14 protein-coding genes are annotated in these 15,822 nt (G+C 70.8%); 13 read left to right on the top strand and 1 reads right to left on the bottom strand.

From position 1 onward, the window contains the following. The first annotated feature begins 35 nt into the window (after positions 1 to 35). From QBL25_RS09315 to rpsD, 4 genes are all read left to right on the top strand, one after another. Positions 36 to 686, top strand: coding sequence for a vitamin K epoxide reductase family protein (locus QBL25_RS09315; RefSeq protein WP_409056547.1), 651 nt, complete (start codon positions 36 to 38; stop codon positions 684 to 686). Between the two features lie 47 nt (positions 687 to 733). After that, on the top strand, positions 734 to 2,083 hold the full coding sequence (locus QBL25_RS09310; RefSeq protein WP_361834509.1) for a replication-associated recombination protein A: 1,350 nt from the start codon (positions 734 to 736) through the stop codon (positions 2,081 to 2,083). A gap of 50 nt (positions 2,084 to 2,133) precedes the next feature. Then, a complete protein-coding gene (locus QBL25_RS09305) occupies positions 2,134 to 2,880 on the top strand; it encodes an HNH endonuclease family protein (RefSeq protein WP_409056546.1) in 747 nt (248 codons plus the stop codon). 346 nt (positions 2,881 to 3,226) lie between these two features. Continuing rightward, a complete protein-coding gene (rpsD, locus tag QBL25_RS09300) occupies positions 3,227 to 3,841 on the top strand; it encodes a 30S ribosomal protein S4 (RefSeq protein WP_160503779.1) in 615 nt (204 codons plus the stop codon). On the opposite strand, the gene QBL25_RS09295 is transcribed toward rpsD, so the two are convergent. Further along, positions 3,829 to 6,009 carry an ATP-binding protein gene (locus tag QBL25_RS09295; protein ID WP_409056545.1) on the bottom strand — a complete coding sequence of 727 codons (2,181 nt, stop codon included), beginning with the start codon at positions 6,007 to 6,009 and terminating at the stop codon, positions 3,829 to 3,831. The genes rpsD and QBL25_RS09295 overlap by 13 nt on opposite strands. Before the next feature lie 160 nt (positions 6,010 to 6,169). Here QBL25_RS09295 and QBL25_RS09290 point away from each other — a divergent pair, with 160 nt between their 5' ends. The 9 genes from QBL25_RS09290 to aroB all read left to right on the top strand — a co-directional run bounded on the left by QBL25_RS09290 (position 6,170) and on the right by aroB (position 15,726). Then, on the top strand, positions 6,170 to 6,619 hold the full coding sequence (locus QBL25_RS09290) for a DUF948 domain-containing protein (protein ID WP_409056544.1): 450 nt from the start codon (positions 6,170 to 6,172) through the stop codon (positions 6,617 to 6,619). A gap of 7 nt (positions 6,620 to 6,626) precedes the next feature. Next, complete coding sequence (locus QBL25_RS09285) at positions 6,627 to 6,992, top strand: DUF6167 family protein (RefSeq protein WP_409056543.1); 366 nt, start codon at positions 6,627 to 6,629, stop codon at positions 6,990 to 6,992. Beyond that, a complete protein-coding gene (alaS, locus tag QBL25_RS09280; RefSeq protein WP_409056542.1) occupies positions 6,992 to 9,661 on the top strand; it encodes an alanine--tRNA ligase in 2,670 nt (889 codons plus the stop codon). The genes QBL25_RS09285 and alaS overlap by 1 nt, the downstream gene beginning before the upstream one ends. A gap of 20 nt (positions 9,662 to 9,681) precedes the next feature. Further along, entirely contained in the window at positions 9,682 to 10,146 is a 465-nt protein-coding gene (gene ruvX, locus QBL25_RS09275; RefSeq protein WP_409062591.1) for a Holliday junction resolvase RuvX, read from the top strand. A 124-nt stretch (positions 10,147 to 10,270) separates the two neighbouring features. Beyond that, positions 10,271 to 11,968 carry an endolytic transglycosylase MltG gene (gene mltG / locus QBL25_RS09270; RefSeq protein WP_409056541.1) on the top strand — a complete coding sequence of 566 codons (1,698 nt, stop codon included), beginning with the start codon at positions 10,271 to 10,273 and terminating at the stop codon, positions 11,966 to 11,968. Next, positions 11,968 to 12,795 carry a shikimate dehydrogenase gene (locus QBL25_RS09265; RefSeq protein ID WP_409056540.1) on the top strand — a complete coding sequence of 276 codons (828 nt, stop codon included), beginning with the start codon at positions 11,968 to 11,970 and terminating at the stop codon, positions 12,793 to 12,795. The genes mltG and QBL25_RS09265 overlap by 1 nt, the downstream gene beginning before the upstream one ends. A gap of 125 nt (positions 12,796 to 12,920) precedes the next feature. Further along, entirely contained in the window at positions 12,921 to 14,105 is a 1,185-nt protein-coding gene (aroC, locus tag QBL25_RS09260) for a chorismate synthase (RefSeq protein WP_409056539.1), read from the top strand. Then, positions 14,102 to 14,617, top strand: a complete 516-nt coding sequence (locus QBL25_RS09255) for a shikimate kinase (protein ID WP_409056538.1) — start codon at positions 14,102 to 14,104, stop codon at positions 14,615 to 14,617. The genes aroC and QBL25_RS09255 overlap by 4 nt, the downstream gene beginning before the upstream one ends. 5 nt (positions 14,618 to 14,622) lie before the next feature. After that, complete coding sequence (aroB, locus tag QBL25_RS09250; RefSeq protein ID WP_409062590.1) at positions 14,623 to 15,726, top strand: 3-dehydroquinate synthase; 1,104 nt, start codon at positions 14,623 to 14,625, stop codon at positions 15,724 to 15,726. The last annotated feature ends 96 nt before the right edge of the window (positions 15,727 to 15,822 follow it).

Raw genomic sequence — 15,822 nt, 5'->3', positions numbered from 1 at the left:
GCCCGCAGGCCCTCACTCAGCGACGGAACGGCGTGATGAGCAAGACGACCCCGGCAAGCGACAGCCTCCCCGAGCACGACCGCGGGGCAACGGACGCGCACGCGCCACGCAACGTCGGCGGGAGCCGGGCGTTCGCGCTGCTTCTGGTGATCACGGGTGCGGCCGGTCTGCTGGCCGCCTGGGTGATCACGCTGGACAAGTTCAAGCTGCTCGAGGACCCGGACTTCACCCCGGGGTGCAGCCTCAATCCGGTGGTCTCCTGCGGCAACATCATGAAGAGCGAGCAGGCCTCGGCCTTCGGGTTCCCGAACCCGATGCTGGGCATCGCCGCGTACGCCGTCGTGATCTGCGTCGGCATGAGCCTGCTGGGCCGGGCGCGCTTCCCGCGCTGGTACTACCTCACGCTGAACGCGGGCATGCTCTTCGGCGTCGCCTTCTGCACCTGGCTCCAGTACCAGTCGCTCTACGAGATCAACTCGCTGTGCCTGTGGTGCTGCCTGGCCTGGGTCGCCACGATCGTCATGTTCTGGTACGTGACCTCGTTCAACGTCCGCAACGGCTTCCTGCCCGCGCCCTCCTGGCTGCGCACGTTCTTCTCCGAGTTCACCTGGGTGCTCCCGGTCCTGCACGTCGGCATCATCGGGATGCTGATCCTCACGCGCTGGTGGGAGTTCTGGACCAGCTGACAACGCCGCCGAGGGCGATGTCAGTGGGCTGACGTAGGGTTCGAATCGTGGAGCCCGACCTGTTCACCGCAGCCGCCGAGGACCGCCAGGAGAAGGACCCTTCGACGAGTCCCCTGGCCGTCCGGATGCGCCCGCGCACCCTTGAGGAAGTCGTCGGCCAGCAGCATCTGCTGAAGCAGGGCTCACCCCTGCGCAGGCTGGTCGGCGAGGGCGGCGGAGGACCCGCGGGCCCCTCGTCGGTGTTCCTGTGGGGACCGCCCGGCATCGGCAAGACGACTCTGGCGTACGTGGTCTCGAAGGCCACGAACAAGCGCTTCGTGGAGCTCTCCGCGATCACCGCGGGAGTGAAAGAGGTCCGCGCGGTCATCGAGGGCGCCCGCCGGGCCATGGGCGGCCACGGCAAGGAGACCGTCCTCTTCCTGGACGAGATCCACCGCTTCAGCAAGGCCCAGCAGGACTCCCTGCTGCCCGCCGTCGAGAACCGCTGGGTGACGCTGATCGCGGCGACGACCGAGAACCCGTACTTCTCGATCATCTCCCCGCTCCTGTCCCGCTCCCTCCTCCTCACGCTCGAACCCCTCACGGACGACGACCTGCGCGGCCTGCTGCGCCGGGCGCTCACCGAGGAGCGGGGCCTGGGCGGCGCGGTCGAGCTGCCCGAGGACACCGAGGAGCACCTCCTGCGGATCTCCGGCGGCGACGCCCGGCGCGCGCTCACCGCCCTGGAGGCCGGCGCGGGCTCGGCCCTCGCCAAGGGGGAGAAGGAGATCACCCTCCAGAGCCTGGAGGAGTCGGTCGACCGCGCGGCCGTGAAGTACGACCGCGACGGCGACCAGCACTACGACGTCGCGAGCGCCCTGATCAAGTCCATCCGCGGCTCGGACGTGGACGCGGCCCTGCACTACCTCGCCCGGATGATCGAGGCGGGCGAGGACCCCCGCTTCATCGCCCGGCGCCTGATGATCTCCGCGAGCGAGGACATCGGCCTCGCCGATCCCACGGCGCTGCCCACCGCGGTCGCCGCCGCCCAGGCCGTGGCGATGATCGGCTTCCCGGAGGCCGCCCTCACCCTCAGCCACGCCACGATCGCCCTCGCCCTGGCCCCGAAGTCGAACGCCGCGACGATCGCCATCCAGTCCGCCCAGGCCGACGTCCGCGCGGGCCTCGCCGGCCCCGTCCCGCCCCACCTGCGCGACGGGCACTACAAGGGAGCGGCCAAGCTCGGCCACGCCCAGGGCTATGTGTATCCGCACGACGTCCCGGGAGCCATCGCCGCCCAGCAGTACGCCCCGGACGCGGTCGCCGCCAAGCGCTACTACCAACCCACGAGGTACGGCGCCGAGGCGAGGTACGCCGACGTGGTCGAGCGCGTGCGCGAGCGCCTCAAGGGCGAGTAGCCGCACCGCCCGACGGGCGGGCCCCGGCGCTCCCGCCTAGGCTCGGCGCCATGGGCACAGCAGCCGGAGCGGGCGCGGGAGCCACCGTGCTCGTCCTCGCCGCCCTGGCCACGGCCTGCACCCCGCCCCAGCTGGAGCGCGCCGCCCACCGCCACACGACCGGCGCCCCGTCACCGGCCACCGCCGAGCCCTCTCCCGCGGTGCCCCTCGCGAGCCCCGGCTTCCCGCCCACCGCCGCCCGGGCCCGCGACCAGCTCACCGGCCTCACCGTCGCCTGGGGCAAGAACTGGCAGACGTACCGGCGAGCGGAGTTCGGCGCCGGCTGGTCCGACGACACCGACGCCCCCGGCGGCCGCAACGGCTGCGACACCCGCGACGACGTCCTGCGGCGCGACCTGAAGGACCTGCGCGAGGGCGACCGCAACCCCTGCGTCGTGCTCTCCGGCGTCCTGCACGACCCGTACACCGGCAAAGAGCTGCCCTACTCCTACCGCCGGGCCTCCCAGATCCAGACCGACCACGTCGTCGCGCTCGGCGCCGCCTGGCGGGCCGGAGCCTGGGCCTGGACGGCGCAGCGGCGGCTGACGTACGCCAACGACCTGGACGTCCTGCTGGCCGCCGACAAAGAGACGAACCACACGAAGAGCAGCAAGACCCCCGACAAGTGGAAGCCCCCGCGCAAGGAATACTGGTGCGAGTACGGGCGGCGCTGGACCGGGATCAAGGCCAAGTACCGCCTCACGGTCACGGCCCCCGAGAAGCTGGCCCTCCAGGACCTCCTCGCCACCTGCGGCTGAGGCACCCCCCATCACCCGGTACACTTGCGCGGAGTGCTGCGTCCCGTGTCCGGTCTCGTACCGGCACCACCAGAACGGGACATCCAGCCGGAGCCCCGGACCTCACCGTCCAGGGATCTCCAGGAGCGTCGCGCACCGTCGAAGGTGTCGCGGGCAGCCCACCACCATCCCGTACTCCGGGAAGCGGTCGGTGGGCCACTCGCGTGCTGCACGTATGTGCCCAGACCAGGGAGCGGCTGCCCGCCGGATCGAGCACCACCGGATCCGATGGGTTTCCCAGGCTGCGGATTGCGACCTCCCCTAACCCTGGTGAAGCCGATTTCACATTGAACAGAGAGGTTGGTTCATGCCGAACCAGTCCCGCCCCAAGGTCAAGAAGTCGCGTGCCCTCGGCATCGCGCTGACCCCGAAGGCCGTCAAGTACTTCGAGGCCCGCCCCTACCCGCCGGGCGAGCACGGCCGTGGGCGCAAGCAGAACTCGGACTACAAGGTCCGTCTGCTCGAGAAGCAGCGTCTGCGCGCGCAGTACGACATCAGCGAGAAGCAGATGGCCCGTGCCTACGACCGCGCCAAGAAGGCCGAAGGCAAGACCGGCGAGGCCCTGGTCATCGAGCTCGAGCGCCGTCTCGACGCCCTGATCCTGCGTTCGGGCATCGCCCGCACGATCTACCAGGCCCGTCAGATGGTCAGCCACGGCCACATCGAGGTCAACGGCGGCAAGGTCGACAAGCCGTCGTTCCGCGTCCGTCCCGACGACGTCGTGATGGTCCGCGAGCGCAGCCGCGAGAAGCCGCTGTTCCAGGTCTCCCGTGAGGGCGGCTTCGCCCCCGACGGCGAGATCCCGCGTTACCTCCAGGTCAACCTGAAGGCCCTGGCCTTCCGTCTGGACCGTGACCCGAACCGCAAGGAGATCCCCGTGATCTGCGACGAGCAGCTCGTCGTCGAGTACTACGCCCGCTGACCCGGACGTAGCTCTCCCTGCTTCAGCCCGTCGCCCGCCCTGCCTTCGTGGTGGGGCAGGCGGCGGGTTTTTGCGTGGTCCTTCGCCCCCGCGCCCAGCGCCCGGGTCACCGCCGCGTCCGGGGCGAGCCGCGACCCGGCGGCCACGCACTCCTCGTACCGCGCGTCGCCCAGCTGCTCGCGGGCCTGCGTCTCGCACAGCGCGTGCGGCCCGCCGAAGTTCCCCGAGCCGAACAGGGGCAGGCCCACCGACGGCCAGATCCGCGAGGCGGCCCCCTGGAGGACCGCCGCCTCGGCCGGATCGCCCTCCACCAGCGTGAACAGCGCGAGCAGCTCGATCGCGAGGACCGTGCCGAGCAAATCGTGGAAGGTGTGGTCGAGGGCCAGGCACCGCATGATCAGGTCCCGCGCGGTCGCGGCCTCACCCCGCGTCCAGGCCGCGAAGCCGAGGACGTAGAGGGCGTACGCGAGCGTCCAGCGCTCGCCGTGGTCCTCGCAGACCTGGCGTACGTCCTCGCACAGCTCCACCGCGTCGGCGAGCCGCCCCCGGAAGGCCAGGGCCATCGCCAGTTCGACCTGGCCCATCAGGACGTTGCTGTTGAGCTCGCCGATCGCGCGGTACTGCTCAAGGGCCGAGCGCAGCAAGGTTTCGGCACGCTCCATGTCGTCGGCGAGGAGCGCGAGACAGCCGATGCGGTGCACCGCGTACGCGGCCGCGACGGCGCTGCCGGTGCGCTCCGCCTCGTCCTTGCACTCCTGGAGCGCCGCGAGCGCGGCGACGGTGTCGCCCTGGAGGACCGCGACATAGCCGAGCACCCACAGCGCCTTGAGCCGGGAGTCGTCGTGGCCGCCGTCCAGCTCCAGGGCGCGGTCCAGCCAGTGCCTGCCCTCGGCGAGCCGTCCGCAGCCCACCCAGTAGAACCACAGGCTGCCCGCCAGATACTGGCCCAGATGTGTCTCGTCCGGCTCGGTCAGGCAGTACTCCAGGGCGCCGCGCAGATTGGGCAGTTCGCAGTCGACGAGCTCGGCGACCCGCTCCTGGCGCGGCGAGAACCAGTCCAGCTCGCACCAGGTGGCGAGCCCCATGTACCAGTCGCGGTGGCGGCGGCGCATGCGCGCGCAGTCGCCCGCCGCCTCCAGCCAGTCGGCGCCGTACGCCCGGACCGTGTCGAGCATGCGGTAGCGGACGCCGGCCGGCCCCTCCTCGCGCGTCACCACGGACTGCGCGAGCAGTTCGCTCAGGACGTCGAGCACGTCGTCGGCGTGCAGTCCGTCGCCGCTGCAGATGTACTCGGCCGCCTCCAGGTCGAAAGGACCGCAGAACACGGAGAGCCGCGCCCACAGCAGCCGCTCGCCCGCCGTGCACAGCTCATGGCTCCAGCCGATGGCCGTACGCAGCGTCTGGTGGCGCGGCGGCACGTCGCGCCGGGTGCCGGTCAGGAGGGCGAAGCGGTCGTCGAGCCGGGAGAGCAGCTGCGCGGGCGAGAGCGCCCGCAGCCGGCCCGCCGCCAGCTCGACGGCCAGCGGGATCCCGTCCAGGCGGCGGCAGAGCTCCGCCACGTCGGCTTCGTTCTCCTCGTCCAGGGCGAACCCGGGCAGCCCGGCCGCCGCACGGTCGGCGAACAGCGCGGACGCGTCCTCGACGGGCAGCGGCGCGAGGGAGAAGATCCGCTCGCCGCCGGTGTCGAGCGGCCGGCGCCCCACCGCGAGCACCCGCAGCCCGGGGGAGTGCTGAAGCAGTTCGCCCACCAGCGAGGCACACGGCTCCACCAGATGCTCGAACCCGTCGACGACGAGGAGGACTTCCCGCTCCGCGAGATGGTCGAGCAGCGTCGCGCGCGGCGTGCGGCGGGTGTGATCCGTCAGACGCAGCGCGTCGGCGACCGCGTGTTCCACCAGATCCGGGTCCCGGACCCCGGCGAGCTCCACCAGCCAGGCGCCGTCCCGCGGCTCGGCGCCCGCGGCGGCCCGCACGGCCAGGCGCGTCTTCCCGACACCGCCCACACCGGTCACCGTGACCAGGCGCGCGGCCTTCGACACGGCGGCGAGAGCGGCGAGTTCGGCGGACCGTCCGATGAAGGCGTTGAGCTCCAGGGGAAGGTTGCCGGGACTCGGCGGCGGGGCGGGGGAGTCGTGCCGGTGGTCGCCCGGGCGCTGATCGCGTCGCATGAGATACGGAGCGTACTCATCCGTAAGCAGTCCGTACAATCACTTCAGACAACTCCCTTGCGCTGACACGGTAATGCGGTGCGGAGCCGCGGCCCCGGCGCGATAGGGTCGGGGGACGACTTTTCGATGTTCGGGACCGATGTTCAGGGAGCGGTGCGCAGTGTCGGGTGGAGAGGTGGCCGGGATCCTGGTGGCCGTCTTCTGGGCGATCCTGGTCTCCTTCCTGGCCGTGGTGCTCGTGAGGCTGGCCCAGACGCTCAGGGCGACGACCAAGCTCGTCGCGGAAGTGACCGAGCAGGCCGTCCCGCTCCTGGCGGACGCCTCCACCGCGGTGCGCTCGGCGCAGACCCAGATCGAGCGGGTCGACGCGATCGCCTCGGACGTCCAGGAAGTCACGTCGAACGCGTCGGCGCTCTCCACGACGGTGGCCTCCACCTTCGGCGGGCCCCTCGTCAAGGTCGCGGCGTTCGGTTACGGGGTGCGCAGGGCCCTGGGCCGCAAGCCAGGACCCGAACCAACCAATGTGCCCCCGGCGCCCGCCCGACGTACCGTGATCGTGGGGCGCACCGTCCCCTCCGCGCGGCGGCGGGGCAAGCGGAAGAAGGACTGACGCAGCGATGTTCCGCCGTACGTTCTGGTTCACCGCGGGCGCCGCTGCCGGTGTGTGGGCCACCACCAAGGTCAACCGCAAGATCAAGCAACTGACCCCCGAAAGCCTCGCGGCGCAGGCCGCGAACAAGGCGGTCGAGGCGGGTCACCGGATCAAGGACTTCGCTCTCGACGTCCGCGACGGCATGGCCCAGCGCGAGGCCGAACTGGGAGAGGCCCTGGGCCTTGAGGCCCCGGTCGACCCCGAACTGCCCGGGCAGCGCCATGTGGTCGTGGCCATCGAGAACGCCAGGGCCGGCAAGACAGACAAGAACACGCAGGGCAAGTACCTCTCGAAGTCGAAGTACTCGTACAACCGGAATGAGGACCACTGATGGAGTCGGCCGAGATTCGCCGCCGCTGGCTGAGCTTCTTCGAGGAGCGCGGGCACACCGTCGTCCCTTCGGCGTCGCTCATCGCGGACGACCCGACTCTGCTCCTCGTCCCCGCGGGCATGGTGCCCTTCAAGCCCTACTTCCTGGGTGAGGTCAAGCCGCCCTTCTCGCGCGCGACGAGCGTGCAGAAGTGCGTGCGTACGCCCGACATCGAAGAGGTCGGCAAGACCACGCGGCACGGCACGTTCTTCCAGATGTGCGGCAACTTCTCCTTCGGCGACTACTTCAAGGAAGGCGCCATCACCTACGCCTGGGAGCTGCTCACCAGCTCCGTGGCGGACGGCGGCTACGGCCTCGACCCCGAGCGCCTGTGGGTGACGGTCTACCTCGACGACGACGAGGCCGAGACCATCTGGCGCGAGAAGGTGGGCGTCCCCGCCGAGCGCATCCAGCGCCTGGGCAAGAAGGACAACTACTGGTCCATGGGCGTCCCCGGACCCTGTGGCCCCTGTTCCGAGATCAACTACGACCGCGGCCCCGAGTTCGGCGTCGAGGGCGGCCCCGCCGTCAACGACGAGCGGTACGTGGAGATCTGGAACCTGGTCTTCATGCAGTACGAGCGCGGCGAGGGCACCTCCAAGGAGGACTTCGAGATCCTCGGCGAGCTGCCCAGCAAGAACATCGACACCGGCCTCGGTCTCGAGCGCCTCGCCATGATCCTCCAGGGCGTACAGAACATGTACGAGACCGACACCCTGCGCGTCATCATGGACAAGGCCACCGAGCTGACCGGCGTGCGGTACGGCGCCGAGCAGGGCTCGGACGTCTCCCTGCGCGTGGTCGCCGACCACATGCGCACGTCCGTCATGCTCATCGGCGACGGCGTCACCCCCGGCAACGAAGGCCGCGGCTACGTCCTGCGCCGCATCATGCGCCGCGCCATCCGCAACATGCGTCTGATGGGCGCCACCGGCCCGGTCGTCCACGAGCTCGTCGACACGGTCATCAAGTCGATGGGCGAGCAGTACCCCGAGCTCCAGACCGACCGCAAGCGCATCGAGACCGTCGCGCTCGCCGAAGAGGCCGCCTTCCTCAAGGCCCTCAAGGGCGGCACGAACATCCTCGACACCGCCGTCACCGAGACCAAGGCCGCCGGCGGCAAGGTCCTCTCCGGCGACAAGGCGTTCCTGCTGCACGACACGTGGGGCTTCCCGATCGACCTCACCCTGGAGATGGCCGCCGAACAGGGCCTCTCCGTGGACGAGGACGGCTTCCGGCGCCTGATGAAGGAGCAGCGGGAGCGCGCCAAGGCCGACGCCCAGGCCAAGAAGACCGGCCACGCCGATCTGCACGCCTACCGCGAGATCGCCGACGCCTCCGGCGCCACGGACTTCACCGGCTACACCCTGACCGAGAACGAGGCCGTCATCGTGGGCCTCCTGGTCAACGGCGTCTCGTCCCCGGCCGCCCGTGAGGGCGACGAGGTCGAGGTCGTCCTCGACCGCACCCCCTTCTACGCCGAGGGCGGCGGCCAGATCGCCGACTCCGGCCGGATCCGCCTGGACAACGGCGCCGTCGTCGACATCCGTGACGTGCAGAAGCCGGTCCCCGGCGTGCACGTCCACAAGGGCGTCGTCCAGGTCGGCGAGATCACCGTCGGCGACCAGGTCTGGGCCTCGATCGACGTGCACCGCCGCCGTGCCATCGCCCGCGCCCACTCCGCCACGCACCTCACGCACCAGGCGCTGCGCGACGCGCTCGGCCCGACGGCCGCCCAGGCCGGTTCCGAGAACCAGCCGGGCCGCTTCCGCTTCGACTTCGGCTCGCCGTCGGCCGTGCCCACGGCCGTCATGACGGACGTCGAGCAGAAGATCAACGAAGTCCTCGCCCACGAACTCGACGTGCAGGCCGAGGTCATGTCGATCGACGAGGCCAAGAAGCAGGGCGCCATCGCCGAGTTCGGCGAGAAGTACGGCGAGCGGGTCCGCGTCGTCACCATCGGCGACTTCTCCAAGGAGCTGTGCGGCGGCACGCACGTGCACAACACCGCCCAGCTGGGTCTGGTGAAGCTGCTCGGCGAGTCGTCCATCGGCTCCGGCGTGCGCCGCATCGAGGCCCTCGTCGGCGTCGACGCCTACAACTTCCTCGCCAAGGAGCACACGGTCGTCGCCCAGCTCCAGGAGCTGGTCAAGGGCCGCCCCGAGGAGCTGCCCGAGAAGGTCTCCGCCATGCTCGGCAAGCTGAAGGACGCCGAGAAGGAGATCGAGAAGTTCCGCGCGGAGAAGGTCCTCCAGGCCGCCGCGGGCCTCGTCGACCAGGCCAAGGACGTACGGGGCGTCGCTCTCGTCACCGGCCAGGTGCCGGACGGCACGGGCGCCGACGACCTGCGCAAGCTGGTCCTCGACGTACGCCACCGCATCCCGGGCGACCGCCCGGCCGTCGTCGCGCTCTTCACCACGGCCAACGGCCGCCCGCTGACGGTCATCGCCACGAACGAGGCGGCGCGCGAGCGCGGCCTCAAGGCCGGCGACCTCGTCCGTACGGCCGCCAAGACCCTCGGCGGCGGTGGCGGCGGCAAGCCGGACGTCGCCCAGGGCGGCGGCCAGAACGCCGCGGCCATCGGTGACGCCATGGCCGCCGTCGAGCGCCTCGTCGCCGAGACGGCCTGATGGCCGAGGCCGCTCAGGGCATGCGCCGGGGCCGGCGTCTGGCGATCGACGTCGGGGACGCCCGGATCGGGGTCGCCTCGTGCGACCCCGACGGGATCCTGGCCACGCCCGTGGAGACGGTGCCGGGCCGGGACGTCCCGGCCGCCCAGCGCCGGTTGCAGCAGCTGGTCGAGGAGTACGAACCGATCGAGATCGTCGTCGGTCTCCCTCGCTCCCTCAACGGGGGCGAGGGCCCGGCGGCCGTCAAGATCCGTGCGTTCACCCAGGACCTCGCCCGCATGGTGGCCCCCATTTCGGTGAGGCTCGTGGACGAGAGGATGACCACAGTGACGGCCAGTCAGGGGCTGCGCGCCTCGGGCGTGAAGTCCAAAAAGGGCAGGTCTGTCATCGATCAGGCGGCCGCCGTCATCATCCTTCAGCAGGCACTGGAGTCCGAACGGGCGTCAGGTAAAGCTCCGGGCGAGGGCGTCGAAGTGGTCATCTGATCGCGATACGGTAACGTTCCGCGCGATGCGGCGGTGTTCGAACAGCTGCCGCACAGCATCAAGAGGCGGAACGGTTGCCCTCCCACTCAGACGGCGGCCCCGCCTCGCGGCATGTAGGGGATCGATGACTGAGTATGGCCGGGGCCCAGGCTCCGAACCGTGGCATCCCGAGGACCCGTTGTACGGGGACGGCGGATGGGGAGGACAGCAGGCCGCGAGCGGCCCGTCCCCCTACGGCGGCCAGGGGCAGTACCACCCTCAGCAGCCGCAGCACCCCCAGCAGGCGCAGTACGACGACTGGAACACGGGCCAGCAGCAGGCCTACGGCCAGCAGCAGTACGGCGGCCCCGCCGGCCAGCAGCAGTACGACGCCGGACCCGAACAGCAGTACAACGGCGGCGCCCCTGAGCAGCACTACCAAGGCGGCTGGGACACCGGCCAGCAGGGTCATGCCGCGTACGGCGTCGATCCGTCGGACCCCTACGCCAATCAGCCGGGCGGCTATGGCGCGGAGAGCCCGGACTACTACGGCACTCCCGACGCGTACCCCCCGCCGGAGCCGCCGTCGCGCCGCCGTCCGGAACCCGAACCGGAGAAGGACTGGGACCCGGGCCCGGACCAGGGCGAGCACGCCTTCTTCTCGGGCGCCGACGACGAGGACGACTACGACGACGAGCCGGGCCGCCGCGGTGGCCGCGGGGACCGTCGGGGCGGCCGGGGCGGCAAGAAGCCGAAGAAGCGCAGGAGCGGCTGCGCCTGCCTGGTCGTGACGCTGGTCTTCGCCGGCGGTCTCGGCGGGGTCGGCTATTTCGGCTACCAGTTCTACCAGGACCGATTCGGTACGTCGCCGGACTACGCGGGCGAGGGGACCGGCATCGCCACCGTCGACATCCCGAAGGGGGCCGGCGGCTATGTGATCGGCCAGAAGCTGAAAGAGGCCGGGGTCGTCAAGAGCGTGGACGCCTTTGTCTCCGCGCAGGCGCAGAATCCCGACGGCAACACCATTCAGGAAGGCGTTTATGTCCTGAAGAAGGAAATGTCGGCCAGAAGTGCCGTCGAACTGATGCTCAGCCCGAAGAGCCGCAATAACCTCATCATTCCCGAGGGCAAGCGGAACTCGTGGGTCTACAAGCAGATCGACAGCCGCCTCAAGGTGAAAAATGGCACCACCGAGAGCGTCGCGAAGAAGGAATTCAAGAGTCTCGGGCTGCCCGACTGGGCGAACACCAACAAGGACATCAAGGACCCGCTGGAAGGATTCCTGTACCCCTCCAGCTATCCGGTCGCCGAGGGGCAGAAGCCGGCGGACGTCCTCAAGAAGATGGTGGCTCAATCCAGCGAGAAGTACGACGAGTTGGGCCTCAAGGCCAAGGCCGCGCAGCTGAACCTGAAGGACCCGCTCCAGGTGCTCACCGTGGCGAGCCTCGTCCAGGCCGAAGGCAAGTACAAGCACGACTTCGACAAGGTCGCGACGGTCGTCTACAACCGCCTGAAGCCGAACAACACCGAGACCTACGGACTTCTCGACTTCGACTCGACGGTGAACTACGCCAAGGCCGAAAGCACCCTGGAGACCGGCACGGTCGACGATCTGCGCAAGTTCGACGATCCGTACAACACGTACAAGATCAAGGGCCTGCCTCCCGGGCCGATCGGCAACCCCGGGGACGAGGCGCTCAAATCCGCGCTCAATCCCGCCAAGGGGAACTGGTACTACTTCGTCTCCATCAATGCGGACCAAACGCTGTTCGCCGAGACGAACAAGGAACACGAGCGCAACCGTCAGAAGTACCTCGAGGAACAGAAGAAGAATTCCGGCTGATGAGCACCCAGCGCCGAGCCGCAGTCCTCGGCTCCCCCATCGCCCACTCCCTCTCCCCGGTGCTGCACCGCGCCGCGTACGGGGAGCTCGGCCTCGTGGACTGGACGTACGACCTGTTCGAGGTCGACGAGGCCGCGCTGCCCGGCTTCGTCGGCGGCCTCGGCCCCGAGTGGGCCGGCCTCTCGCTGACGATGCCGCTCAAGCGCGCGGTCATCCCGCTGCTCGACGAGATCAGCGAGACCGCCGCCTCGGTCGAGGCGGTCAACACCGTCGTCCTCACCGAGGACGGCCGTTGCGTCGGCGACAACACCGACATCCCCGGCATCGTCGCCGCCCTGCGTGAACGCGGCATCGAGCAGGTGGAGTCGGCCGCGATCCTCGGCGCGGGCGCCACCGCGTCGTCCGCCCTCGCCGCGCTCGCGCGGATCTGCACGGGCGAGGTCGTCGCGTACGTACGCAGCCAGGAGCGTGCCGCCGAGATGCGGCAGTGGGGCGAGCGTCTCGAGGTGGAGGTGCGCACGGAGGACTGGGCGGACGCCGAGCGGGCGCTGAGCGCGCCGCTGGTGATCGCCACGACCCCGGCCGGTGCCACCGACGCGCTGTCCGCGGCCGTGCCCGAGCGGCCCACCACCCTGTTCGACGTCCTGTACGACCCGTGGCCCACCGCGCTCGCGGCGCGCTGGTCGATGTACGGCGGGGCCGTCGTCAGCGGCCTTGACCTGCTGGTTCACCAGGCGGTGCTCCAGGTCGAGCAGATGACGGGACGCTCGCCCGCGCCGCTGGCGGCGATGCGCAAGGCCGGGGAACACGCGCTGGCCGCCCGCTGAAGCGTCCGCTGTGTGGACCGGAGGCCAGGACCCGCCCCCCGACGTGGGAGGATCGGAGACGGCGGGCCAGGGCCGCGCACCCGGTCGCGCCGTCGCAGTTCCAGGCGCGAGCATGAGGAGCACCGTTGAGCAGGTTGCGTTGGCTGACCGCGGGAGAGTCCCACGGACCCGCACTTGTCGCGACGCTGGAGGGTCTTCCCGCCGGCGTGCCGATCACCACCGAGATGGTGGCGGACCACCTGGCCCGGCGGCGCCTCGGCTATGGGCGCGGTGCGCGCATGAAGTTCGAGCGCGACGAGGTCACCTTCCTGGGCGGCGTCCGGCACGGCCTGACCATGGGCTCGCCGGTGGCGATCATGGTGGGCAACACCGAGTGGCCCAAGTGGGAACAGGTCATGGCGGCCGATCCGGTCGACCCGGAGATCCTCGCCGACCTGGCCCGCAACGCCCCGCTGACCCGCCCCAGGCCCGGCCACGCCGACCTCGCGGGCATGCAGAAGTACGGCTTCGACGAGGCCCGGCCGATCCTGGAGCGCGCCTCCGCCCGTGAGACCGCGGCCCGCGTCGCGCTCGGCGCGGTCGCCCGCTCCTACCTCAAGGAGACGGCCGGCATCGAGATCGTCAGCCACGTCACCGAGCTGGCCGCGGCCAAGGCGCCCTACGGCGTCTACCCGACCCCCGCCGACGTCGAGAAGCTGGACGCCGACCCGGTGCGCTGCCTCGACGCGGACGCGAGCAAGGCGATGGTCGCGGAGATCGACCAGGCCCACAAGGACGGCGACACCCTCGGCGGCGTCGTCGAGGTCCTCGCGTACGGCGTGCCCGTCGGGCTCGGCTCGCACGTGCACTGGGACCGGCGCCTCGACGCGCGGCTCGCCGCCGCGCTCATGGGCATCCAGGCCATCAAGGGCGTCGAGGTCGGCGACGGTTTCGACCTCGCGCGGGTGCCGGGTTCCAAGGCGCACGACGAGATCGTCTCCACCGACGACGGCATCCGGCGCACCTCTGGCCGCTCCGGCGGCACCGAGGGCGGCCTGACCACCGGTGAGCTGCTGCGCGTACGGGCCGCGATGAAGCCCATCGCGACCGTGCCGCGCGCGCTCGCCACCGTCGACGTCGCCACCGGTGAGGCCACCAAGGCCCACCACCAGCGCTCCGACGTGTGCGCGGTCCCGGCCGCCGGCATCGTCGCCGAGGCGATGGTCGCGCTGACCCTGGCCGACGCCGTCGCCGAGAAGTTCGGCGGCGACAGCGTGCCCGAGACCCGGCGCAACGTGCGCTCGTACCTCGACAACCTCCAGATCCGGTGACCGGCCCGCAGATCGTTCTGGTCGGGCCGATGGGCGTGGGCAAGTCGACGGTGGGCGCGCTGCTCGCCGAGCGCCTGGGCACCGCCTACCGGGACACCGACGCCGACATCGTGGCCGCTCAGGGCCGGGAGATCGCGGACATCTTCGTGGACGAGGGTGAGCCGCACTTCCGCGACCTGGAGCGGGAGGCCGTACGGACGGCGCTGGCCGAGCACGCGGGCATCCTCGCGCTCGGCGGCGGCGCGATCCTCAACGCGTCCACCCGCGCGCTCCTCGCGCCGCACCCCGTCGTCTATCTCTCGATGGACGTCGAGGAGGCGGTCAAGCGCACGGGCCTGAACGTCGCGCGCCCGCTGCTCGCGGTCAATCCGCGCAAGCAGTGGCGCGAACTGATGGACGCCCGCCGCCACTTGTACGCCGAAGTCGCCCGTGCCGTCGTCGCCACCGACGACCGCACCCCCGAAGAGGTCGCCCAAGCGGTCCTCGACGCACTGGAGTTGAAGGAAGCATGACGGAGATGGCTGAGACGGCGGGGCCGACGCCCACCCGGATCCAGGTCGGCGGCACCGCGGGCACCGAGCCGTACGAGGTGCTCGTCGGGCGGCAGCTCCTGGGCGAGCTGCCCGGCCTGATCGGCGAGCGGACCAAGCGCGTCGCGATCATCCACCCCGAGGCGCTCGCCGAGACGGGTGACGCGCTGCGCCAGGACCTGGCCGACCAGGGCTTCGAGGCCGTCGCCGTCCAGGTGCCGAACGCCGAGGAGGCCAAGACCGCCGAGGTCGCCGCCTACTGCTGGAAGGCGCTCGGCCAGTCCGGTTTCACCCGCAGCGACGTCATCGTCGGTGTCGGCGGCGGGGCCACCACGGACCTCGCCGGGTTCGTGGCCGCGACCTGGCTGCGCGGGGTGCGCTGGATCGCCGTGCCGACCACCGTGCTGGGCATGGTGGACGCGGCGGTCGGCGGCAAGACCGGCATCAACACCGCCGAGGGCAAGAACCTGGTGGGCTCCTTCCACCCGCCCGCGGGCGTCCTGTGCGACCTGGCCGCGCTCGACTCGCTGCCGGTCAACGACTTCGTGTCGGGCCTCGCGGAGATCATCAAGGCCGGCTTCATCGCCGACCCGGTGATCCTCGAACTGATCGAGGAGGACCCCGAGGCGGCGCGCAGCCCCCAGGGGCGGCACACCGCCGAACTCATCGAGCGCTCCATCAAGGTCAAGGCCGAGGTCGTCTCCGGGGACCTCAAGGAGTCGGGCCTGCGCGAGATCCTCAACTACGGCCACACGCTGGCGCACGCCATCGAGAAGAACGAGCGCTACAAGTGGCGCCACGGCGCCGCGGTCTCCGTGGGCATGGCCTTCGCGGCCGAACTCGGCCGCCTCGCCGGACGCCTGGACGACGCGACCGCCGACCGGCACCGCGCCGTCCTCGAGTCGGTCGGGCTGCCCCTGAGCTACCGCTACGACCAGTGGCCCAAGCTCCTGGAGACCATGAAGGTCGACAAGAAGTCCCGCGGTGACCTGCTGCGGTTCATCGTCCTCGACGGCCTCGGCAAGCCCGCCGTCCTGGAGGGACCCGACCCCGCGGTGCTCCTCGCCGCGTACGGCGAAGTGGCGAACTAGCGCTTCGACAGCACGAAATCGGCCCGCCAGAACAAGCCACGGGCACCCTGCGGCCTCCCCGGCCGTTCACACAACGTCGGCCGGGGACGGTACCGT

Source organism: Streptomyces sp. SYP-A7185 (genome assembly GCF_046103685.1).
GTDB lineage: Bacteria > Actinomycetota > Actinomycetes > Streptomycetales > Streptomycetaceae > Streptomyces.
This window is presented reverse-complemented; position numbering and strand designations above follow the sequence as displayed.